At 42.6% G+C, this 21,372-nt stretch carries 21 protein-coding genes, 1 pseudogene and 1 CRISPR repeat array; of the genes and pseudogenes, 11 read left to right on the forward strand and 11 right to left on the reverse strand.

The features are described from left to right. The first annotated feature begins 38 nt into the window (after positions 1-38). A complete protein-coding gene (locus tag PY04_RS09045) occupies positions 39-1,430 on the forward strand; it encodes an MATE family efflux transporter (RefSeq protein WP_048056149.1) in 1,392 nt (463 codons plus the stop codon). Here the strand turns inward: PY04_RS09045 and PY04_RS09050 are convergent. Both PY04_RS09050 and PY04_RS09055 read right to left on the reverse strand, forming a co-directional pair. Further along, entirely contained in the window at positions 1,427-2,374 is a 948-nt protein-coding gene (locus PY04_RS09050) for a transcriptional regulator (protein WP_014734822.1), read from the reverse strand. The genes PY04_RS09045 and PY04_RS09050 overlap by 4 nt on opposite strands. Before the next feature lie 32 nt (positions 2,375-2,406). Then, a complete protein-coding gene (locus PY04_RS09055) occupies positions 2,407-3,453 on the reverse strand; it encodes an FAD-dependent oxidoreductase (protein WP_014734823.1) in 1,047 nt (348 codons plus the stop codon). A 225-nt stretch (positions 3,454-3,678) separates the two neighbouring features. Here PY04_RS09055 and PY04_RS09060 point away from each other — a divergent pair, with 225 nt between their 5' ends. Together PY04_RS09060 and PY04_RS09065 are read left to right on the forward strand one after the other, a co-directional pair. Next, on the forward strand, positions 3,679-4,452 hold the full coding sequence (locus PY04_RS09060; protein ID WP_048056150.1) for an SDR family oxidoreductase: 774 nt from the start codon (positions 3,679-3,681) through the stop codon (positions 4,450-4,452). A gap of 23 nt (positions 4,453-4,475) precedes the next feature. Continuing rightward, a complete protein-coding gene (locus PY04_RS09065) occupies positions 4,476-4,961 on the forward strand; it encodes a hypothetical protein (protein WP_148266030.1) in 486 nt (161 codons plus the stop codon). Here the strand turns inward: PY04_RS09065 and moaC are convergent. After that, positions 4,958-5,431: a cyclic pyranopterin monophosphate synthase MoaC gene (gene moaC, locus PY04_RS09070; protein WP_048056151.1), complete on the reverse strand. Its 474-nt coding sequence runs from the start codon at positions 5,429-5,431 to the stop codon at positions 4,958-4,960. The genes PY04_RS09065 and moaC overlap by 4 nt on opposite strands. Before the next feature lie 530 nt (positions 5,432-5,961). After that, a CRISPR array of direct repeats spans positions 5,962-6,598; the repeat unit is 30 nt; unit sequence GTTCCAATAAGACTAAAAAAGAATTGAAAG. Between the two features lie 106 nt (positions 6,599-6,704). Between moaC and tiaS the strand changes: the two genes are divergently transcribed. Further along, the gene (tiaS, locus tag PY04_RS09075; RefSeq protein ID WP_014734827.1) at positions 6,705-7,988 is read left to right on the forward strand and encodes a tRNA(Ile2) 2-agmatinylcytidine synthetase TiaS; all 1,284 of its coding nucleotides are present in this window, start codon (positions 6,705-6,707) and stop codon (positions 7,986-7,988) included. Here tiaS and PY04_RS09550 read toward each other — a convergent pair. From PY04_RS09550 to PY04_RS09090, 4 genes and pseudogenes are all read right to left on the reverse strand, one after another. Next, positions 7,962-8,273 (reverse strand): annotated as a pseudogene (locus PY04_RS09550) (zinc ribbon domain-containing protein); the annotation flags it as partial. The gene tiaS and the pseudogene PY04_RS09550 sit on opposite strands and share 27 nt — an antisense overlap. Positions 8,274-8,477: 204 nt before the next feature. After that, entirely contained in the window at positions 8,478-8,717 is a 240-nt protein-coding gene (locus PY04_RS09080; RefSeq protein ID WP_048056152.1) for a hypothetical protein, read from the reverse strand. A gap of 161 nt (positions 8,718-8,878) precedes the next feature. Further along, the gene (locus tag PY04_RS09085; protein ID WP_014734828.1) at positions 8,879-9,892 is read right to left on the reverse strand and encodes a hypothetical protein; all 1,014 of its coding nucleotides are present in this window, start codon (positions 9,890-9,892) and stop codon (positions 8,879-8,881) included. Between the two features lie 17 nt (positions 9,893-9,909). Next, positions 9,910-10,674 (reverse strand): hypothetical protein, encoded by a 765-nt coding sequence (locus PY04_RS09090; protein WP_014734829.1) that lies wholly within the window; start codon positions 10,672-10,674, stop codon positions 9,910-9,912. Between the two features lie 101 nt (positions 10,675-10,775). On the opposite strand from PY04_RS09090, the gene PY04_RS09095 reads away from it, so the two are divergent. The 3 genes from PY04_RS09095 to PY04_RS09105 all read left to right on the forward strand — a co-directional run bounded on the left by PY04_RS09095 (position 10,776) and on the right by PY04_RS09105 (position 14,071). Further along, positions 10,776-12,257, forward strand: coding sequence for a TrkH family potassium uptake protein (locus PY04_RS09095; protein WP_014734830.1), 1,482 nt, complete (start codon positions 10,776-10,778; stop codon positions 12,255-12,257). Continuing rightward, positions 12,254-13,105 (forward strand): energy-coupling factor ABC transporter ATP-binding protein, encoded by an 852-nt coding sequence (locus tag PY04_RS09100; protein ID WP_048056153.1) that lies wholly within the window; start codon positions 12,254-12,256, stop codon positions 13,103-13,105. The genes PY04_RS09095 and PY04_RS09100 overlap by 4 nt, the downstream gene beginning before the upstream one ends. 111 nt (positions 13,106-13,216) lie before the next feature. Then, positions 13,217-14,071 carry a cysteine synthase family protein gene (locus PY04_RS09105; protein WP_048056154.1) on the forward strand — a complete coding sequence of 285 codons (855 nt, stop codon included), beginning with the start codon at positions 13,217-13,219 and terminating at the stop codon, positions 14,069-14,071. On the opposite strand, the gene cyaB is transcribed toward PY04_RS09105, so the two are convergent. From cyaB to PY04_RS09120, 3 genes are read right to left on the reverse strand one after another with little or no spacing between them, the layout of a single operon-like run. Further along, positions 13,986-14,537 (reverse strand): class IV adenylate cyclase, encoded by a 552-nt coding sequence (gene cyaB / locus PY04_RS09110; RefSeq protein ID WP_014734833.1) that lies wholly within the window; start codon positions 14,535-14,537, stop codon positions 13,986-13,988. The two genes, PY04_RS09105 and cyaB, sit on opposite strands and share 86 nt — an antisense overlap. Then, the gene (locus PY04_RS09115; protein ID WP_014734834.1) at positions 14,524-15,087 is read right to left on the reverse strand and encodes an archaemetzincin family Zn-dependent metalloprotease; all 564 of its coding nucleotides are present in this window, start codon (positions 15,085-15,087) and stop codon (positions 14,524-14,526) included. The genes cyaB and PY04_RS09115 overlap by 14 nt, the downstream gene beginning before the upstream one ends. 6 nt (positions 15,088-15,093) lie before the next feature. After that, positions 15,094-16,134 carry a lysyl aminopeptidase gene (locus tag PY04_RS09120; RefSeq protein WP_014734835.1) on the reverse strand — a complete coding sequence of 347 codons (1,041 nt, stop codon included), beginning with the start codon at positions 16,132-16,134 and terminating at the stop codon, positions 15,094-15,096. A 114-nt stretch (positions 16,135-16,248) separates the two neighbouring features. On the opposite strand from PY04_RS09120, the gene PY04_RS09125 reads away from it, so the two are divergent. The 3 genes from PY04_RS09125 to PY04_RS09135 are packed head-to-tail and all read left to right on the forward strand — an operon-like array spanning position 16,249 to position 18,494. After that, entirely contained in the window at positions 16,249-16,866 is a 618-nt protein-coding gene (locus PY04_RS09125) for a DUF655 domain-containing protein (RefSeq protein ID WP_014734836.1), read from the forward strand. 3 nt (positions 16,867-16,869) lie between these two features. Continuing rightward, positions 16,870-17,694, forward strand: a complete 825-nt coding sequence (rsmA, locus tag PY04_RS09130) for a 16S rRNA (adenine(1518)-N(6)/adenine(1519)-N(6))-dimethyltransferase RsmA (RefSeq protein ID WP_014734837.1) — start codon at positions 16,870-16,872, stop codon at positions 17,692-17,694. Positions 17,695-17,741: 47 nt separating this feature from the next. Beyond that, a complete protein-coding gene (locus tag PY04_RS09135; protein WP_167884986.1) occupies positions 17,742-18,494 on the forward strand; it encodes a DUF835 domain-containing protein in 753 nt (250 codons plus the stop codon). Here PY04_RS09135 and PY04_RS09140 read toward each other — a convergent pair. Continuing rightward, a complete protein-coding gene (locus tag PY04_RS09140; RefSeq protein WP_014734839.1) occupies positions 18,491-19,696 on the reverse strand; it encodes a methionine adenosyltransferase in 1,206 nt (401 codons plus the stop codon). The two genes, PY04_RS09135 and PY04_RS09140, sit on opposite strands and share 4 nt — an antisense overlap. A gap of 320 nt (positions 19,697-20,016) precedes the next feature. Here PY04_RS09140 and PY04_RS09145 point away from each other — a divergent pair, with 320 nt between their 5' ends. Beyond that, positions 20,017-21,339: an ATP-binding protein gene (locus tag PY04_RS09145; protein ID WP_048056155.1), complete on the forward strand. Its 1,323-nt coding sequence runs from the start codon at positions 20,017-20,019 to the stop codon at positions 21,337-21,339. The last annotated feature ends 33 nt before the right edge of the window (positions 21,340-21,372 follow it).

The following is a 21,372-nucleotide window of genomic DNA, read 5'->3' on the forward strand; positions in this document are numbered from 1 at the left end:
TGAACCGCTTAGATATACATTTTATAAGCGTGATTTGAATGAGCGAAATCAGAAAAAGGCTTTGGAAACTTGCATGGCCAGCAATAATGGGAAACATAAGCCAAACACTCCTCAACCTAGTGGATACTATGATTGTTGGCCACGTAAGCGCCGTGGCTTTGGGAGCTGTAGGACTTGGAGGGATGGTAAGCTGGTTCATGTTCCCAATAATGATGGCCGTTGCGACGGGGACATTAGCAGTGGTCGCAAGAAGGGTTGGAGAAGGAAACTATGAAGAGGCCTCAAGAGTCGCAGAGCAGAGCATGTATATAGCGTTTCTGCTGGGAATCCCTGTAATGCTCTTCGGGATTTTCTTCGGGGATGAGATATTGAGAATAATGGGAGCGAAGGGAGAAGTATTTGAGATAGCATATTCATATCTCAAAGTTCTGTTTCTATTTTATCCAATAAGGTTTGTCAGCTTTGCGTTCTTTGCCTCTCTGAGAGGGGCCGGAGACACGAAGACACCAATGAAACTTAACATATTGATGAACGTCGTAAACGCAGTCTTAGACTACCTTCTGGTATTTGGAAAACTCGGTTTTCCAAAGCTCGGGCCAGTTGGGGCAGCATGGGCCTCGGGAATAGGAATAACAACGGCGTTTCTCGTCGGAATCTATCTCTTCCTCGCTCATAGGCTGGTCTTAAAGCCAGTGCTAGAGCTAAGGATCAGATGGAATATAGTTGAAAAGATTCTCAGAGTTGGAACGCCAACAATGCTTGAAAGAGGGTTATTCAGCTTCTACAACTTCCTCTACATGAGCATAGTTACTAGATTCGGAAAAATAGCACTATCAGCCCACCAAATAGGGTTAAGAATAGAAAGTATAGCGTACATGCCAGCCTTCGGATTCAGCATAGCTACGTCAGCCCTTGTAGGGCAGAGTTTAGGTGCTAAAAAGCCAGAACAGGCAGAACAGGTAGTCAAAGAGGCAATAAAGATGACAACCCTTTTCATGACAGCAATGGCCTTTGTTCTCGTTGTATTTCCAGGGATTCTCGTCGACCCCTTTCTCTCAAGAAATGATCCAAACTATGAAGTTGTTAAGAGACTGGCCTCGATATACCTAATAATAGTCGGCATTAGCGAGATTCCATTGGGAATAACGTTTGTCCTGAGCGGCGCACTGAGAGGTGCAGGAGATACAAAAAGCCCCTTATATGTGACGGCAATAAGTAAACTACTATTCAGAATCATACCGTCCTACCTCCTTGGCTTTGGGTTCTCCATACCAAGCTTTACAATTCTCGGAATTACATTCCCAGGATTTACGTTTAAAGGTCTAGGAGTGATAGCGGCGTGGATAGGAATGAGCCTGGAAACCTTCATTACGGCAGGGCTATTTTGGATAGTATATAGGAGAGGCAAATGGAAGAAAATCAAACTTTAGTGATGAGACTTTGAGCTCCTTAGCTCTTTAATGATCTCTATAAGCTCATCAACATCTCTAACTTCTTCTAGAACCTTCTTTGGGAGAATTGGGACATGGCTAACTACTTCAGCCTTTGTCTTCTTAAGAACGAACATTCCCTCCGTGCCAACGAACTCCGTTATTTGACCAACTATTCTAGCCCTTCTAACCGTAGTCTCAGTTTTCTTCTCATCTATCCCAGTTAGAACCCTAATCTTCTCCTCTTCCTCCTTACCAACAGCGTTGAATGGGGCCCTCTTTATCTTCACAACATTCATACCTATCCTATGTAGCCTCTCAAAAACCTCCTTCTCAAGCTCATTCTCAGGTTGCGAGGTAAGTTCAACGCCTTCCAGCTTAGCCCTTAAGATATCAACAGGCTTTGCTATGGGTTCATCGAATATCTCCTCAAGCCTTATCGCAACATCCAAGCTTACGAGAGCCTCCCCCTTCTCGTACCTTTGGAGGCTCTTTCTAGAAACGCCCACATAACTGGCAAGCTCAGCTAAGGTATATCCGTATTTCTCCCTGAGCTCCTTAAGTTTTTCCCCATCTATTTTAACGTAAAAGCCTCCCCTCTCCGCAACGATCATCGGAGGTTCCCCTTCAGCAAATAGAGAGTATAACGTTCCCGGAGTTATCGCATAAATGCCGAACCTCTCATAAACGACACCATCTTCAAGCTCTATGTTCTTCGTTCTAAGGCCAACTAGAAGGGGAGAAGCCTGGAACAGTTTAGCTAACTTCTTTAAATCCTCTGCCTGATCCTCAGTAAATTTATCAATGTTTGTCAGGGTTTTTATGAAGAGTAGAAGTAGTTGCCTAGTAGCGACTAAGTCAAAACACCCTCCCCTAAACGTGAACCTAGCGGTTCTAAATCCAATTCTATTAAGTATTTTCTCAACTATGGCCGCTAACTCCATCGATTGATAGTTTGACAAAAAAGTTTATAAAGTTAGCATTTCCCCTCAATGACTTCAGCTATTAATCTCCCCGCAAGTGTTGGAGGCAACAATCTTCTCGGAGCGTGAGTCATCAGCCACTCCTCTATAGCCCTTGCAACCCTCCTTCCTTCAAGTATTGCCGTTCCTATGTTCCTTGGACTGATTACATCACCAGCAAAGAATATACCAGAGTCCCTAAGAATCTCCTCATTTGCACATGTTATCTCCCTAATGGGGTTCGTCGGTATTTGCCCTATTGCAAATATCAGCGAATCTGCAGGGAGAGTTACTCTCTCCTCAGTTTTCACAACGCTACCATTGACTATCTTAGTCCTAGCAAACTCCACTTCCCTGACTCTCTCGTCTCCAATTATTTTCTCGGGTGTCACATACTCTACAAGCTTAGCCCCCTCCTTTATAAGCTTCTTTATTTCAGCCTTTGCATAGCTATGTTCAAGGGAACGTCTGTAGGCTATCACAACTTCCCTGGCACCGAGCATCATCGCTTCCTTAGTCATATCAACCGCAGTATATCCTGCCCCAACAATTATAACTCTCTGGCCCTCAAAGGAAGGCATTTCACTTTTTGGAAGATATCCGATTCTCACAAGCTTTATCCTGAACAAGGTGCTTAGAGCATCTCTAACCCCCTCCAAGTCATACCCAGGGATCTTCAAGATCTTTGGCCTCCATGCGCCCGTTGCAATTAGGATCGCATCAAACTCATTCATCAGCTTCTCAAGGGAAACAAACCTCTCAGCCCATTCATCCCCCAGCTCCTTTGGAGAGTCGTACACCACCTTAGTTCTCATGTGGAATATGACTCCCAGCTCTTCTATCTCCTTTACTCCTTCCCTAACACTCCTTATTGGTATCCTCCACTCTGGAATCCCAAACGCAACCATGCCCCCTGGTTCTGGCATTTTGTCGTAAACATGAACTTCAAACCCCCTACAGGCTAGGTTACACGCTGCCGAAAGGCCAGCGGGCCCTGCCCCAATGATCGCGATCTTAAACGGCTTGGTTTTATCCCTCTCACCACATGTGCAGAACTTCATGTTTATCACCAAGAGTGAATAAATAATTCCACTTATCTTCCTTCCTCAATGCCACTTGTCATATCCACAAAAATTTTAAGGTTGTCATATCTTCAAAGATGAAGAACATTCGAGCAGAGTTTAAGCTTCTAAAATATTTTTAGACAAGAGGACATTTATGGGGAACCAAACTTATACCAGCATGCCAGAACATTTTTAATCAATTAAAACTCCTAAATCTATGTTATGAACATCTTAATAACTGCATCATCAAGGGGGATAGGCTTCAACCTAGCTAGAGAACTTCTAAAAAGGGGACACAGAGTTGTGATATCATCGAGCAACATAGACAATTTAAGAAAGGCTTATCAGGAATTGGAGAGGTTTGGAAAGGTAGACTACTTTAAAGCTGACGTTCTCGTTAAGGATGACCTAGAATTACTGGTCAAAAATGCTTGGGAATCCATGAACGGAATAGATGCTTTAATATGGAATGCTCCGAACATTAAATGTGAGCCTTGCATGGTTCATGAAGCCAGATACATGGACTGGGCCGAAGCAGCACTTCTTCATATAGCTTCTCCGGGATATTTAACAACACTCCTTATCCAGGCATGGCTAGAGAAGAAAATGAAGGGGGTAGTAATTTACCTAAGCTCAGTATCAGTAAGAGAACCAATGCCCCCACTGTTACTAGCGGACACTGCAAGGGCAGGGCTAATACAGCTTGCAAAAGGTATTTCTAGGACATATGGGGGGAAAGGAATTAGGGCATACACCGTTTTGCTCGGAAGCTTTGACACTCCCGGAGCACGAGAAAACCTAACAAAGCTCGCAGAAGAGAAAGGAATAGATCCACAAGAATTCTGGAAGAGAGAGGTACTAGAAAGAACACCACTAAAGAGAACGGGAAAATGGGAAGAGCTAGGTGCACTCATAGACTTTTTACTAAGCGAAAACGCTGAATACATGCTCGGATCCACAATAGTATTCGACGGAGCAATGACAAAGGCCATATAACAAAGGAGTTGATAAAAGTGGGTTTGCTAGAGAAAATATTAAAGCCAGAATTTAAGGGGAAAAGAATCAAAATAAAGGGAGAAAACAGCGAAATTGAGGATATTAAAACATTAAGAAACATGGGCTTTTACATCATAGAACTTGTAGGGGAAGGATACGAACTGGAGAGCCTAATCGATCAGTTTCTATTTTCAAGTTTTGGAGAATACATCTATATATTTGAGAAAAATAACAGAAAATTTCTAGCTAGAGGATTTCAAAAACTTGGGAATCCTGAGTACCTCATAAGAGACAAGAAGGGAATAATAAGACTGATAAAGGCAAACATCAAAAAATCCTGGAAAATTATTGGGATATTGATTGACCTTGCCCTTGCTATAGGACTCGGGACAATCTTTGGAATTATTCATCCCCAGTTCACTCTGATAGGAGCAATGCTTGGAGCGTATTCTGGGACAATTATAACGAAGATAATCCAATATTATCTAGTCGGTTACTGCAAAATTTAAACCTTCTTCACCTTTTCAACAACTCTCACATCCTCTATTCTAGTAAAGGGATATTGGCCCTTCTCGTCCTTTTCCACAGCCTTCACCATATCCCATATCGTCAAGAGAGCCACTGTAACTCCTGTAAGCGCTTCCATTTCAACACCAGTCTTATAGTAAGCTCTTACCTCGCATGTAACCTCTATATAGTCATCCCCAAATTCGAAGCTAATGTCAACACCAGTTAAAGGGATTGGATGGCAAAGAGGTATCAGTTCTGAGGTCTTTTTCACCGCAAGAATCCCAGCTATTTGAGAAGTCGCAAGAACGTTGCCCTTTTCGATCCTACCCTCCCTAATCAACTTAACTGTCTCTGGCCTGAGCCTTATCCTGCCCTTTGCAACGGCTTTTCTGAATACAACGTCCTTGTGTCCTATCTCCACCATCTTTACTCCCTTTTCATCAACATGAGTTAACTTTCCTGCGGACATCAAGCGTATAAAGGGAAGCACGATAAAATAAATCTTTAGGCCACTCTCGAATTTTTTTCGATTTTTGGTGTTTTGGGCTGTTTTTGGTTTTACTCTTCTCTAAGCCCTTCATTTCAGAAGTAATTTCTCAAGAGGGGGATTGGAGGCTTTTAGTAATTGGTTGTTATTATATGACTTTGTGTGATATTTGGGTTGGTTTGTTGTTGCGAAAGTTTTTCGAAATCTGAGAAAGAATGAATACATGATTGAAATATCGTGTGTTGGAGAGTAAAATTGTCCTTTTTCCTGGTTTAATAGTTTTCGAGTTTTTCCATTAGAATACAGGCTTCTGAGAGCATTGGAACCAAATCACATGAACTCAATTTCAACAGTTTTTAAGCATCTTTAGGGGCTCATTCTCCTCCCACAGCTTTTTTATTATCGCTTATCGAAGACTCCAAACCCCTCAAAAACAACCCCCTTGCCAAAAACCTTATAAAAAACAAGACAAAAGAACAACGTAAAAACAAAAAACACCAAAAAAGCCCCCAGTTCCAATAAGACTAAAAAAAGAATTGAAAGTTTGGCTGAAACTCTTCTGAGAGAGCCGCTATTTTTGTTCCAATAAGACTAAAAAAAGAATTGAAAGATGTAGAACTTAGGGCACCAGCTACAGGGTTTTTTGAAGTAGAGTTCCAATAAGACTAAAAAAGAATTGAAAGTGGCTAAATGGTGGTCCGCTTGTGATGATCATTAGTGTTCCAATAAGACTAAAAAAGAATTGAAAGGTATATGGGAGTGTTATTTCTTGCCCACTTTCTATTTGTTCCAATAAGACTAAAAAAGAATTGAAAGCCGATGACGCCTGCCTTCTCAGCCTCGTCCTGCTTGAGTTCCAATAAGACTAAAAAAGAATTGAAAGGAACTTTATCTTGTCAATCAGCCAGCCTATTGCTCCTGTTCCAATAAGACTAAAAAAGAATTGAAAGCTGCATTCAGCGAAGCAATATCTCCTGACTTCCAGTGTTCCAATAAGACTAAAAAAGAATTGAAAGGGGACTTTAAGCGGAAGGTTGATCCCAGGCTCTACATGTTCCAATAAGACTAAAAAAAGAATTGAAAGACGGGGGCAATTCTGGTAATAGCAATAGTAATATGAGGTCCAATAAGACTAAAAAAGAATTGAAAGCCTTTTCCAATGTGAAGTCTCTTGATGAAGTAGTAAAATCTCTAGTTCTGATAAGACTAAACATTGAGAGATAAGACTATAAATTAAGACTGTAAGAGGATTGACGTGCTTGTCCATATAGGGATTGATGATACTGACTCACCAAACGGCATGTGCACAACTTATCTAGGCGCAGTCCTCTTTAAAGAACTTTCTAGGTTAGGAGACCCTTTAGATCTCCCAAAATTAATTCGTCTTAATCCGAATATTCCTTATAAGACGAGAGGAAATGGAGCAGTGGCCTTAACTTTTAACATTGAAGAGGAAGATTTCAAGGAGGTCAAAGAGGTCGTCATTGAGAGGGTTAAGGAATTAGCTGACTTCTCCCACGAGAACACAAATCCCGGTATTGCGTTCCTCATTGGAGATGTACCAGAAAAGCTCAGAGAATTTTCCATCAAGGCCTTAAGGGAGCATGTTAGCATAGAAGAAGCGGAGAGAGTTGCAAAAGATGTGAAGGCTGAGGTTATAAAGTTCAAACTTGGAAGAGGAATAATTGGGGCCCTAGCTGCAATTGGATACCCGCTTAGAAAGTTCACCTATGAGTTGCTGGCATATAGAAAGATTGAAAATAGGGAAAAAGAGAGGAAGATCGTGAAGGAAAGTGTGTTTCTAATGGACAGCAGGTTCTACCCGTTCACATATGATAATGTAGACAGAGACAAGGGAAGTGTCTTAATAACTCCCCACGGAAAGGATCCCGTTCTCGTTGGGATTAGAGGGGTTGATAGGGGCAGGGTTCTTCAGGCATTCGAAGAGGTCTTAATTGAGGAAGATGTTGTGATGGTTCAGCTGTACAAGACAAATCAAAGTACTGACGATCATCTTGTCCCAAAGAAGATTAAGGACGTTAAGCTGTACGATAGTGTTATCATAAGGGGAAAGGTGTCAAGCCCCTACTGGGAGAGGGGAAGGCACGTTTTCTTTGAGGTTGAGGATGAAACGGGGAAAATAAGGGTTGCCGCCTTTGAACCTACAAAGAAGTTCAGAAAATACGTAAGAATGCTAATCCCAGGAGATGAGGTCATCATAGCAGGGGGAGTGAAGGAGCATGAGGGAGTTCTAACAGTCAATTTAGAAAAGTTCTATCCAGTAAAGCTTGCCCCCAATATAGAGTATGTGAAGCCAAGATGTCCTAAATGTGGGGGTACTATGAAGAGCAAAGGTGAGTACCTCAAGTGCAAGAGGTGCGGGTATAAGATGCCAAAGATATTAATGGCCGTGGAAAGGCCCAGGGGGTTGAAGAGGAAAATATACGAAGTTCCTCCAGACGCGAGAAAGCATCTTTCAAGGCCTCTCGTTCTTCCTGGAGGAGAGGACAAGCTACTGGAGTTGCTCTGGAGACTCTGACCTTCTCTCTGCCTTGGAGGGCGAGGGTTCCAGCGATTTAACCCCTCGCCATTGACGGGGAGGTTTGAGGGGCTTCATGATTCTCCCATTCAAGTGGCGTTGGCCACAGAGAGGGCAGGTTTGAGAAGCGAAAGCCTCATCCACTAAGACAACTTGAATACCATACTCCTCAACCACATCAATCAAACGTCTAATAACGTAATTAAACCTCCACACGTGGGAGAGAATGAAGTTTTGTTTCTTACCCTTACCAGAGTTTCTTGCTATGCCCTTAAGATAGCCGACGAAACTGGCTTTAGCACTTCCACAGTTAACTCACCTTTAGCTCCTAAGAGAAGCAAGGCGTGATGAACTGCGATAATATGCTTCCATCACTCCCACGTAATCATTCTTTATCCCCCTCAAACCCTTACTGGCAAAATCCATTTGATTGAGTTTTTACATCTAAATTATTCAAAGCTCTGAGCAGGGGCTCCATAGGGCGTTTCCTTATTCAAAAGCGCTAATTTTAGCGAGCTTAACTTCTCCAGAACTTTCGACAAAGTTCCAATCGTTTTTGACCCCAAATGCTCTCACAGCGTTCAGCGTTGCAAGTGTATCGGTGCAGATTAGCGGATTCTCTATTTTTATTTCTCCTTCCGAAAGTAATCCCAAAACATGATACCCTATGGGTGTAGTTCTTTGAGGAGAAGCTTTAATTTTTTTTCCATCTAAAGTTTTTATCAGCATGATTTCCCCATGTTCAGAATGTTCAGATGTTTAGATTTTTGGTAAATTCATGGTTTTGACTATTGATGGATCTAGCTACTGATTATGGTTTATTCATGAAGGCCAGTCTAACTTCTCTCCCTCTCCGTCTTGAAAGGTTGAACTTTGGGGTAGGTAACTTGTTATCCAACTACAGTCTCCTGCGTTATTATTACTATGCTTTTGGTTGGGTGTATATTTATTCTCGCTAATGTTGTGTTTTTGATTAAAGTTGATCTTATAATCACTTTTGGTTCACATGTTCCATTTGCTGTAAATGATAAGGAACCTTTTTCATCTTCAAAAACATTTACGTAGTATTCGCCACTTGTGTAATAACCAAAAGCTCCTAAATAACCCATCCAGTCCTTTGAATAAATTTCTTCACCTTCCGCTTTTTGTGTTAGACAGTAATCGTTTGGAGGTTCAATGTCCTCATAACCTTCAAACCTTCTCAGAGCTCTCTCAACTTCTTTACCTACAATCAAAATGCCGTATTCACTTTTTATCTCTTCAAAGGTCTCTTTAATTCTGTTCTTGTATTCGTTCACTTTCTTTCCGTACTCCTCACTATACCCGACCTTTTTAGGAATCCAGATTTCTACGGTGCAGTTTTCTTCAGCCATATAGCCCAGTATATACCTTGAATCATCAAGCTTTGTTATCTTTGCACTAACCAATTTGCCAAATGGGTAACTTGGCCATTCCTTAAATACAACACTCATCGGAATTATGATATAACTTTTTGGAGGTATACTAAGGTTAAACTTTAGAGTGTCTCCTTCCAGACAGACTATTTCATTACTCCAATTTACTTCAATAAACGTTGCATTTGGTGCCATAGAAAATGTCCTCAAAACTATAAAGCTGTTATCAATGAAAAATACTTCGGCATTCCCTTTAATTTCCTTTGGAAGGTTTACGGAGAGTATCCAGTTAAGTGTTTCATTGTTTTTGTTAAAAACAATGACATTTAACGTGTAGCTTTTTTCATCTACAATCTCCAGAGTTCTAACATCAGGAAAAGCCAGCGCAGGTCTTAGGTTTTCATAGGGATGTTTGTCCTTGTGGGGTGAAATTATGAACATGAGTGCACTGACTACTAGAAAAATAAAGATAAGAGATGCAAAAATCAGTTGCTTCTTTTTAATCTCCATAAATCTCCCCCACTTATTTATAACTTCCATGACTTGTTCCCATCAAGACCAAACCTTGGACATCCCCACTCCCACCAGTGAGGTTGAATGGCGTCTACAGCTTGCTTAACAGTTTTCCCTCTTGAAAGTTCACTCCAAAATTTTTTACCTTTTGGCTTTATATATTTTAAAGCAATCAAATCCTTTGTGCCAACATAGGTCACAGAGTAGTGTTTTTTGATCCCATACCTTAATTTATATGAATCACATCCAAGGACAAACACTAAAGCATCATTCAAATTTGCTCCCATTGCTTTAAAATTACCTGCATATGTGTCAGGCTTCACACCATACACATCATCTAAAATAAGCCCCCAAATTCCTTTTTTCTTATTCCCTGCAGTGTGACCATAGTAGTAAATAACCCTAATGTTCCTATTTAAACCTTGTTTGAAATAATTGGTACACGCTGAATCGCTACACTTATCTCTACCTGCGTTCCAAGTAATAACAGAATATCCTTTATTCCCTAATATTCCAGACACATAATTTGTGTGATAATAGTTATAGTCATCATCTGGGACATAGTGAATAATTGCGTATTTTCCATAGCTCCTTGCTAGAGGTGTGTATCCCTTGGCTGGAATTGGTACTACTGCTTTTTCTCTCTCTTCCATTGCGAATTTGAGGTCTCTGATTAGTTCTGTTAGGGGTAAAGTCATTTCTTTTGCACTTGCTAAAGCTGGGCTAACCATTAAGCCCAGCATTAACCCTAACAGTACGAGGCTCAAAAGCCTCTTCATAGAACACCCTCAAAATTTATGAACGAAAATTCATATTTGAGTTTTACGCTTTGCTATAGGAAACAAAAACCTTTTTATTGAAGTGGAACCACTTCAAGCCGATGGCTAAACTAAGGAGATTTATAAACATCTCCGAGGATATTTTCGTAATTAGAAATCTTATAGGGGCGATCCTCCAAGGTATAGGGTTAGCCTATCTGGTTCCTGTTCTTCTGGCATGGTTTTATCCAGATGAAATAAACCTTACCATATATTTTGCCGCTCCTGGGGCTGCGAGTATAATACTTGGATGGATTTTGTCAAGGCATATAGAGCAGGTTGAAGATGTAAATTTAAGACAGGCCATGATGGCATCGGCATTTGTATGGCTTTTTGCCTCCTTAGTCAGTGTTGTTCCGTTCATGGCTATAGCGAAAATGAGCTTTATAGATTCATATTTTGAAACTATGAGCGCATGGACCGGAACCGGGCTAACCATGATGAGCAATCTTGAGACTTACCCTAGGATTCTTCTCTTCTGGAGAGCCTGGATGCAGTGGCTCGGTGGCATTGGAATAGTTCTCGTCGCGTTAACGGTGCTCATAAGGCCTGGAGTTGCGGCGGCGAGGCTCTATAGGGCGGAAGCAAGAAGTGAAAGGATCCTCCCCAACTTTGTAAACACTGCAAAGATAATAGTGCAGATATACACCCTCCTAACTTTGCTCGGCATTTACCTATACTATGTGAATGGGATGAACTTGTTTGACGCAGTTGTGCACTCAATGACGGGCTTAGGAACAGGTGGTATGAGTAGTCATGACCTTAGCATAGGTTACTTCCATTCCCTCGCGATAGAAACTATAACGGTTTTCCTGATGATACTCGGTGCAACGAATTTCACCGTCCACTACAAGATGTTCGTTAACAGGTCATTAAAGGAGTTCTTTAGGGACATACAGGTTAAAACAATGCTCATATTCTTGGCAATAATAATCCCCCTGATGACTTATTCCTTGATATTTTACGGCCACTTGGGTCCAATAAGGGCGCTGAGGGAGTCAATATTCCATGCAGTATCCGCGGTCACGTGTACTGGATTTGGCATCTCTGACCTGTCCAAGTATCCAGAGGCTGATAAGGTTCTTCTAACCATTCTGATGGTCGTTGGTGGAAGTGCCGGAAGTACCGCTGGTGGAATTAAGCTTATAAGGGTAGCATTAACTTTTGAGAGCCTTAAGTGGACAATTGAACAAGCTATACTGCCAAAAGGAGCTATAATAAGAAAAAAGGTTGCAAACTATGAGTTCTCGGAGGAGGAAATTCAAGAGGTGCTGGGCTTTACGATGACGTATTTTGCCTTTCTATTGGTTGGGGCAATGTACATAATGCTTAGACTTGGAAGGAGTTTTGTCGACTCTCTGTTTGAAAGCGCATCTGCAATAGGAAATGTCGGACTAAGCGTTGGCATAACGTCTCCTCAACTCCCTCCAGACATAAAGGTAATTCTTATTCTGCTAATGTGGGTGGGCAGGCTTGAAATATTCTCAACCCTCGTGTTCATCGTTGGAGTTGCAATGATGCTACCTAGGAGGGCCGAGAGGTGAATATAATAGAAACGATGAACCTCTCCTTTAGGTATGGGGGAAGCGCAACCTACTCGCTCAAAGATGTGACGCTCTCAATTAAGAGGGGGGAGTTTGTGGGTATAGTTGGGAGTAGTGGAAGCGGAAAATCAACATTCTGCCTGACTTTGAACGGTATAATTCCGCATTCAATCCATGGAGAATTTTCTGGAGACGTTTGGGTGGACGGGATGAACACAAAAGAACATTCAGTTGCCGAGCTTTCAAAGGTTGTAGGCCTTGTGTTTCAAAATCCGGACTCACAGCTTTTTAACATGACGGTTCTGGAGGAGGTAGCATTTGCCCTGGAGAATCTAGGAGTGGAAAGGGAAGAGATGTGGAGGAGAATAAAGTGGGCTTTAAAGCTTGTAGGACTTTGGGAGAAAAGGGAGGAGTTTCCTCCCAACCTGAGCGGAGGTGAAAAGCAGAGGCTTGCGATAGCGAGTGTTCTCGTTATGAAGCCTAAGGTTCTTGTGTTGGACGAACCCACCTCCCAGCTTGACCCTGTTGGTAAGGAGAGTGTTCTCGGCTTGGTCAAGTTGCTTAACAAAGAAGAGAAGATAACGGTGTTACTCGTTGAGCACAACACAGAGTTTCTACTGGAGAATGCGGATAGGATAGTTGTGTTTGACAAAGGGAGGGTTGTGATGGAGGGGAAGCCAGAGGAAGTGTTTGAGGAAGTGGAGAGACTTGAAGAAGTGGGAGTTAGGATTCCAGCAAGGGTTAAACTTGGATATGAGCTTAAAAGGAGAGGGCTTGCGGATAGAGCTGTTCTTAGTAGTGAGGAGATAGTTAAGATTCTTAGGATTGCCGGAAACGTAAGGACTTAATTTTCCCCTCCCCTCTATCCAGTGGTGGTAATATGAACGTGTTCTCAAGTACTAGGGAGATGTTCGAGAAGTACAAGCCAACCCCCCTCGTCAAGCTCAGTCTGAGGGGGGATGTTTTTTGCCAAGCTTGAGTTCTTCAATCCCTTTAGCAGGAGCATAAAGGACAGGGCAGTGTACAATATGATGGTGAGGGCTTTCGAGGAAGGAGTGTTTAACGGAACCAGGGAGCACTATGAGGCAACGTCGGGAAATGTAGGTATTGCAATGGCCGCTCTTTCCGCAGTTTTTGATTTGAAGTTTAGGGCATACATTCCAAGGAATACTCCAAAATCAACTGAGATTATAATCAGATTGTTTGGGGCTGATGTAGTAAGGACAAATTTTGAGACGATAGATTGGAGCTTTATAGATTTTGTAAAGAAGGAAGCAAGGAAGGACAGAGCAGTAAATCTGAACCAGTTTGAAAACGATGCAAACTTTGAAGCCCACTATTATGGGACAGCAAGAGAGCTTGAGAAACAGCTCGAGAGCATTGGGAAGAAAGCTGACGTGATAGTTGCTGGAATTGGAACTTCAGGGCATATAGCGGGACTTGCCAAATATTTTAAAGAGAAGCATAAAACGAAAATAGTTGGTGTTGTTCCTGCCAAAGGGGAAGTAATACCTGGGATAAAGAGGTTAGAGACGAGACCCAAGTGGTTGTCTCAGGTTAAGGTTGATGAGGTCATTGAAGTAACTGCCAAGGAAGCCTTTGATGGCATAGTCAAGGTAGCCAGAAAAGATGGCCTCCTAATAGGAATGAGCTCCGGGGCAGTGGTTGCGGCTTATGAAAAGATAAAATCAGAGGGAACTACAGTCCTGATATTCCCAGATGATGGCTTCAAGTACGTTGAGTTGTTTGAGAGGTTTCTAGGAGGAGTTCCAAGTAGGACTTCCTCTCAAACTTCTCAACTCCAATATCTCTGAGTATTTTCTCTAGCCTCTCAACGGCTTTTGGGATTTCTTCCTTTTCTTTTACGAGGGTCTCTATCTCAACAAACTTTCCAAGTCCTTCAACTTCATCAAGGGTTATCGTAATACCTTTGTCCACGTAGTACTTCTCTCTCGTCTTAACTATTGTCAAAACTTCCCTAAAGCCGAGAGCTTCTAGAAGTTGAGAATACTTGTCCACATCGTCTATCTCTACCTCAATCTCAAACCTTGTCTTTGATTTTTCATCTATCTTTGGCCCTTTATATGTTAGAAAGGCCTCGAAGTGCCCGTTAAACCTTTTTATTCTAATTCTTAGTGCTTCATCTGTTCTTGAGAAGTCTCTGCAGGGATGCTGATAGTAAATATCTTCATGAATTTCCTTTCTCATAAATTCAAATTTCTCCCTAACTTTCTCAAATATCTCATCATCAGCATAACCTTTTAGTTCAACCTCGTACATGGCTCCTCGAGATATTCTTTTCAAGCTTCCTTAAACAGCTTTCGCAGTACATCCACGATTTAATGTCGGTATCTATTATTGAGTTCGAGAAGTGCATCACGCACTTTGGGTTCGGGCAGTGCTCAAGACCAAAGACGTGCCCAAGTTCATGCATTGCCTCCTTCAACGCCCTCTCCTTCAGCAGTTTTCTATCTGGAGGTTCTCCATAGAATTCCGGATAAAGCCTGTGTAGAGAGATCAAGGCAACGCCAAAACCGGGATGAGCTATCCCGAATATAAAGTTCAATCCAGGCTCGTAAAGATCCACATTAACGACTCCGAGAACAGCCAAAGCCCTAAAATCTCTCTTAACTAAGGACAATGCTGGAAGGAAAGCTCTTCCCAAAAACTGCCCTCTATACATATCAAAGGCATGTGAGAATGCTGAGATTGAGAGACCACCGATGACCCTAACCTCTATCCCAAACCTAGCATAGAACGCTGAGAGATTTGAGTGAAGAAAAGAAAGGACATCCCCAGGGATATCCCCTATTGGAACTATGATTATCATATCCCATCACGGTGTGAAGTCCATGGGCTTGAGCTCCTCGAGCAGGGCTTTTGCAAGCTTTATCGTGTTGTCCACGTCCCTGGCATCGGCCAGTTCGACTTGTGAGTGCATATATCTTATTGGAATGCTCAGAACAGCTGTTGCAACACCTTCTCTGTTTATCTGCATTACGTTTGCGTCGGTTCCGGTTGGCCTTGGGCTTGGTTCAACCTGAAGGGGAATTTCATACTTCTTTGCAACTTCATCAGCAAATGCCCTAAGCTTGGGGTTTATGTTGGGTCCAACATCCATGACAGGCCCTTTTCCAAGCTCCGGAACTATCTTACCCTTGTCATGAGGTTGCTTTGCAAAGGTGACATCCATCGCTATACCAACTTCTGGGTCTATTGCATAGCTTGCAACCCTTGCCCCTCTAAGCCCAACCTCCTCCTGCACGGATGCAACTATGTATATGTCCGCCTCATGCTCTCCTAACTGCCTCGCGGCTTCTATCATTGCATAGAGGCATATTCTGTCATCGAGGTATGGGGTTGCAAATCTGTGTTCACTAAGCCTTGTGAAGTATGGAGCAAACTCTCCGACAGTTCCAACCCTAAAGCCCATCTCCTCGGCTTCCTCTTTGCTCGAAGCTCCAACATCAACGACAATTTGATCCCAATCTATTTTGCCCCCCTTGTCTTCTTGGCCTCTTCTTAAGTGGGGAGGAAGGACACCAACGACACCAAATCTCTCGCCTTTCTCAGTAAAGAACCTTATCCTCTGAGCTATTAATGTCTCGGGAAGAACTCCACCAATTGGAACCACGTGGAGGTAACCGTTTTTATCTATGTGATTAACCATAAGGCCAATTTTATCCATGTGTGCAGCGACCATCACCTTTGGAGATGAGCCCTTAAAGTGCGCTATCACGTTTCCAAGCCTGTCCACCTTGACTTCGTCAGCTACCTCTTTGAGCAGATCAACTACTAGGTCTCTTATTCCAAGGTGCTCGTACCCAGAAACGCCAGGTGTTTCTATAATCTGTTGCATGAGTTTCCAGTCAACCATTTTTCCACCCCCTTTAAAATCTGTATCTAAGTGTACTCAGGGATATTTAAACACTTCGGGATGCCGAACAAAAGTATAAAAACTAAGCATTCATAGAATTCTGGGGGGTCGACTATGGATTACTATCGCAGACATCCCTATCATCATAGTATTAAGAAGAAAAGGAATGTTGAGTATGAGGAATACGCTTACGTGCTTGATTACCTCCCGAATGGTTACCCAGATCTAAAGACCGGGCACTACCTCGGGAAGCCCGTTGCCCAGGTTATTGGTGAAAAGGCATTCACGCTACTCGAAGTAACCCCAAAAACAGATCTAATGCTATATGAGAGGATCTTTATTGGAAAGGGGAACAGAGACAAGATCTTGACAATCAATAAGAAACTGTCTTATGAAGAGCTTACTGATACGGCAAAGGCAGAACTCCCCTATGTCATCGAGGAGATCGTCAAAAACAACGAAGATAGATTCATAAAGTTCTTTAACGTTGCCCCTCCAATCACGAACAGGCTTCACAGCCTCGAACTCTTACCCGGGATAGGAAAGAAGCATATGTGGGACATTATAGAGGAAAGAGAGAAAAAACCCTTCGAAAGCTTTGAAGACTTGAAGAAGAGGGTTAGAGGATTACCAGATCCAGTAAAAATGATAGCCAAGAGAATACTCGACGAGCTACAGGGAAAAGACAAGTACAAAATATTCGTGGGACATAACAGGATATTCCGTGAGTAGATTATGAAGGATAAGCTTTTCTTTCTTCTATCTAAATATAATTTGAGAGCCAAGGATTCTCTTGGTCAGAACTTTTTGATAGTGGAGAATATTATCGATAAGGCAGTTGAAGTGGCAGAAGTTGACAAGAATGATATAGTTCTAGAAGTTGGCCCCGGCCTTGGATTTCTTACAAATAAGTTATCAGAGAGGGCAAAGAAAGTATACGCGATAGAAGTTGACAGAAGGATTGTAGAGATCCTAGAGAAGGAGTACAACTGGAACAACGTTGAGATAATAGTGGGGGATGCAGTTAAAGTTCCATGGCCAGAGTTCAACAAGGTTGTCTCGAATCTCCCATACCAGATATCTTCCCCCTTTACGTTCAAGTTGCTCAAGCACGAATTTGAGAAGGCAGTTTTGATGTATCAGCTCGAATTTGCCCTAAGGATGACGGCAAAGCCTGGAAGTAGAAACTATTCAAGGCTATCTTTGATGGTTCAAGCCCTAGCCGACGTTGAGATAATAATGAAAATAGGTAGGGGCGCATTCTATCCCAGACCCAAGGTTGATTCCGCGTTAGTTCTGATAAAACCAAAACCTTCAGAAGAAAGGATAGAACTGAACGAGGATCTTGTGAAGGCCCTCTTCCAGCATAGAAGGAAGCTTGTATCAAAGGCTTTAAGGGAGTCAAGTCACATGATTGGAGTAAGGAAGGATGAAATACGGCAGATAGTTGAAGAACTTCCTCATGCAAACAAGAGGGTTTTTCAATTGACACCTTCAGATGTGAAGGAAATAGAAGAATTTTTAAAGGAAAAGGGTCTTATAGGGGAAACTTCCAAGTGATATTTAATGGGCGTGATATAATGCCCGATACCTTCCAAAGTGTCAAGATGGTTAGCGAATTCGGTATGGTCATAGTCACTTCATTTTGGCTTTACTTCATGCTAAAACATCGTAAAGAGTTGCCATATTCTATAGGAAAGCTCGGAAAAATCCTCATCTTTGGTGTAATTCTCGTATGGACTGGCTTTATTGCAAACTTCCTTAATGAATTCATTCCAAGAATGACAACTTCCGCTGGCATAATAAGGATATCAAAGGTCATTGATGACATTTTCATAATAATTGGAGCCTCTATAATAACATACTATCTATACAAAGTATTCGAAAAGGAAATAATCAAAGTAGAACCAGCCCATATTACAATTAGCAAAGAAAAAGAAACACTTAAACCAGGGGCATATCTAGCCCTTTCTCAATCTCCCAGGGATATAGTCAAGGTTCTGAAGGATAAAAGGGTCCTAGCGATAACGCGTCATCCAGAGGTATATAACAACCTAGGAATTCCGTATATCTGGATAACGAAGATGGAGGGAGACAACACAATATATCCGACGAACCTCCCAAAGCTTCTCCATACCATGGTTACGAAAGCAGATAAGGATACAGCCTTTATCCTGGATGGACTTGAATACCTAATCCTAGAGAATGGTTTTGACAGTGTCATGAAGTTTCTCTCAAGTGCCAAGGATTATATGAGCATGAAAAATTCCACACTCATTGTAACCATTGGAAGGGGAACTCTTGACGAACACCAGCTGGCTATATTAAAAAGAGAATTGGAGGAACTGGAAATAATTTAGAATACGCTGACTTTATCCTCTAGTATCATCTTTTGTATCTTAGTTATGTTTGCGAGCCACTCATCGGCAATTGAGTAGGCATCCTTTTCAAACTCCTTTACTGAGTGACCCTTCTTAGGAATCACCTGAATGCTGGCAACTAGCGGCTGATCAATTGGCTTCCCAATCTGGCTGAGGATCCTCACGTAAACTTCTTCAACGGGGAGCGTCTTAGCGATGTCATTAGCTATGAACATTGCAAGGATGTTGTATATCTTCCCAACGTGGCTGACAGGATTCTTCCCAGCAGCAGCTTCCATACTCATGTGCCTGTTCGGGGTTATTAAACCATTGACCCTATTACCCCTACCCACGGAACCATCGTCACCAGCTTCAGCACTTGTCCCAGTGACTGTTATATAGTAGATGTCCCTCTCCGGATCATCTGCCGTATTAACGTAAATATTGACCTTCCTTGAGGTTATATCCTTGGCGAGTTCTTCAACAGCTTCTTTGATCTTCTCCTTGACCTCTAAATACTCCGCAGGGTTAGCAACCTCACTATCAACTATTGCTGCAGCTATTGTGAGATCTATCTCATCCCCCTTCCTTAGCCCCATAACCTTAATGTCCTCACCAACAGCTGGATACTCCTTCTTAAACTTCTCGCTGTTTAGTAGCTTTTCAGTTTCAAGAACGAGCCTCTCAGTTTCCGTTAGTGGGGCAAAGCCAACTCCAAAAGACGTGTCATTAGCGAGGGGTATTGGGTTCTCCTTTGCCTTGTTAAAGACGCTAACTAGATCAACACTACCCTGCCCGATCCTTGAATCTATGACGACATGATTCTCAACGTCCAAGTGCCTTATGTTCTTCTTCAGGTATTCCTTGGCAGCCTTTATTGCAACCTCATGAACTGGAAATAGTTCTTGGTCAACAAGCTCAACTGCTCTTCCAGAGAGGAGTATGTAAATTGGTTTAATTACCTCTCCTCCTCCAAACTTTGGATATGCTCTCCCTCCAACCACCTCAACTTGGTCGGTATTGTGGTGAAGAATAACGCCATACCTCTTAATGTATTCCCTGCAGAGAGCCCTGCTCACTGCTTCGGCTATTCCGTCAGCTATGCTATCGGGATGACCAATTCCTTTCCTCTCAACAAGTTCAACCTGTTGCATTTCAACGGGGGTTCTTATAATTTCCTCAACAACGATGTTCCTCGCCATGATCGTCACCCCGCTAACCCAACGCCCAACTAAACTTATATAATTTTCGGCATATAAAATACGTTTCGATTATTACCATCAGTTATGATTGAAGTTTGGGAAAACAGAAGAAAACTCAGATCACTAGGTTCTCCGAGCTGAAAAGAAGAATTTTTAGGAGCTTTTTGAATCCGCATTACCTCCTCCCTGTCCTAAAGGGCTAGGCTTGAAGAATAAAAGAACATCAAGGTATACTGTTTCATAAACTTGCCCAATGTTCTGATTAAAATGCTGTAGAAAGATTATTATACTTTGGCTACATCATTTTTTGTGGCGATATGATGTTTGTGAACAGAAAACGGGAGCTTGAGTTTCTCGAAAGAAAGTGGAAAGAAAAGGGTGCACAGCTTATAATCATCTACGGGCGCAGAAGAATTGGTAAAACAATGCTCCTCAAGGAGTTCTTAAAAGGCAAAAAGGGAGTGTACTTCCTCGCCACCGCCGATTCCATGGGTGAGAACGTTAAAGAGCTAGCTGAGAAGTTCAGCGAGCTGGCTGGAAAGGAGTACTTCAGGGAAGTAAGGGACTTTGGGAGGCTCTTCCGCTACCTTGCGGAAGAAATAGGGAATGAAAAGGTTGCCATCGTTCTGGATGAGTTCCAGTATTTGATGAGCCTTGAGCCGGGAATTTTGAGCGCCCTCCAGAAGGTTTGGGACGAGCACCTTAAAGGCACAGAAATTTTCCTCGTGCTCTGCGGCTCCTCAATAGGAATGATGGAACGGATCATGGAGTATAAAAGCCCCCTCTACGGGAGGAGAACCGGGCAGTGGAAGGTTGAGCCCTTCGACATCAAAGCTATAGCCGAAATGTTCCCAGAGAGGAGCATGGAAGAGGTTGTAAAGATCTATGCCGTCTTTGGGGGCGTTCCGTTCTACCTTGACCTCGTGAAAAACCTCAGCGTTGAAAAAGCCATAAGGGAGAAGGTTTTGAGGAAGGGCGAAGTCCTCTACGAGGAGCCGGAATTTCTGCTCAGGGAAGAACTCAGGGAACCGAGAGTCTATAAGCTTATTCTCAAGGGATTAGCTCTAGGCTATGAAACGCTCGGGGAGCTCATGAGCTTTACGGGCCTTGAAAGGGGCAACATCTCAAAGTACCTTGATGTTCTTGAGAGGCTTGACTTGGTCGGTTACGAGCTTCCCTACGGGAAGAGGAAGAGAGGACGCTACTACATAAAAGACAACTTCTTCGCCTTCTGGTTCCGCTTCGTCTACCCAAACCTAGGAGATTTGGAGCTCGGCCTAGTTGATGAGGTTTGGGAGAGGGTTGAGCGCGACCTGAACGCCTACTACGGTAAGATGTTCGAGAAACTGATAAGGGAAATGTTAAGACTTAGAATCCTTGACTTCGGGCAGAAAAAAGTCGCAAGATGGTGGCACAAAGGGGAAGAAATAGATGCCATAGTCGAGCTTAAGGATAGCCTTCTCTTCGTCGAGATCAAATGGAGCGAGCTGAAGAGGAAGGATGCGGAAAGAATACTGGAGAAGCTGAAGGAAAAGGCGGAGCGCTTCGAGGGCAAGAAAAGATTTCTGCTTATAGCCAAGAAAATCAAGAAAAAAGACGAAGATATGATGGATTTGGATGACATTGAAGGACTTGTACGTTAGCATCTTCGGGTGGAAGAGGTCAGCTTCTTCGAA

The sequence above is a fragment of the Pyrococcus sp. ST04 genome, from assembly GCF_000263735.1.
In the GTDB taxonomy this organism is placed as follows: Archaea; Methanobacteriota_B; Thermococci; order Thermococcales; family Thermococcaceae; genus Pyrococcus.

Excerpts from the sequence above, each read along its gene's own strand:
- PY04_RS09045 (WP_048056149.1), top strand. The coding sequence starts at position 39 with ATGAGCGAAATCAGAAAAAGGCTTTGGAAACTTGCATGGCCAGCAATA.
- PY04_RS09050 (WP_014734822.1), bottom strand. The coding sequence starts at position 2,374 with ATGGAGTTAGCGGCCATAGTTGAGAAAATACTTAATAGAATTGGATTT.
- PY04_RS09055 (WP_014734823.1), bottom strand. The coding sequence starts at position 3,453 with ATGAAGTTCTGCACATGTGGTGAGAGGGATAAAACCAAGCCGTTTAAG.
- PY04_RS09060 (WP_048056150.1), top strand. The coding sequence starts at position 3,679 with ATGAACATCTTAATAACTGCATCATCAAGGGGGATAGGCTTCAACCTA.
- moaC (WP_048056151.1), bottom strand. The coding sequence starts at position 5,431 with ATGTCCGCAGGAAAGTTAACTCATGTTGATGAAAAGGGAGTAAAGATG.
- PY04_RS09080 (WP_048056152.1), bottom strand. The coding sequence starts at position 8,717 with ATGCTGATAAAAACTTTAGATGGAAAAAAAATTAAAGCTTCTCCTCAA.
- PY04_RS09085 (WP_014734828.1), bottom strand. The coding sequence starts at position 9,892 with ATGGAGATTAAAAAGAAGCAACTGATTTTTGCATCTCTTATCTTTATT.
- PY04_RS09090 (WP_014734829.1), bottom strand. The coding sequence starts at position 10,674 with ATGAAGAGGCTTTTGAGCCTCGTACTGTTAGGGTTAATGCTGGGCTTA.
- PY04_RS09095 (WP_014734830.1), top strand. The coding sequence starts at position 10,776 with ATGGCTAAACTAAGGAGATTTATAAACATCTCCGAGGATATTTTCGTA.
- PY04_RS09105 (WP_048056154.1), top strand. The coding sequence starts at position 13,217 with ATGTTTTTTGCCAAGCTTGAGTTCTTCAATCCCTTTAGCAGGAGCATA.
- cyaB (WP_014734833.1), bottom strand. The coding sequence starts at position 14,537 with ATGTACGAGGTTGAACTAAAAGGTTATGCTGATGATGAGATATTTGAG.
- PY04_RS09115 (WP_014734834.1), bottom strand. The coding sequence starts at position 15,087 with ATGATAATCATAGTTCCAATAGGGGATATCCCTGGGGATGTCCTTTCT.
- PY04_RS09120 (WP_014734835.1), bottom strand. The coding sequence starts at position 16,134 with ATGGTTGACTGGAAACTCATGCAACAGATTATAGAAACACCTGGCGTT.
- PY04_RS09125 (WP_014734836.1), top strand. The coding sequence starts at position 16,249 with ATGGATTACTATCGCAGACATCCCTATCATCATAGTATTAAGAAGAAA.
- rsmA (WP_014734837.1), top strand. The coding sequence starts at position 16,870 with ATGAAGGATAAGCTTTTCTTTCTTCTATCTAAATATAATTTGAGAGCC.
- PY04_RS09135 (WP_167884986.1), top strand. The coding sequence starts at position 17,742 with ATGGTTAGCGAATTCGGTATGGTCATAGTCACTTCATTTTGGCTTTAC.
- PY04_RS09140 (WP_014734839.1), bottom strand. The coding sequence starts at position 19,696 with ATGGCGAGGAACATCGTTGTTGAGGAAATTATAAGAACCCCCGTTGAA.
- PY04_RS09145 (WP_048056155.1), top strand. The coding sequence starts at position 20,017 with ATGTTTGTGAACAGAAAACGGGAGCTTGAGTTTCTCGAAAGAAAGTGG.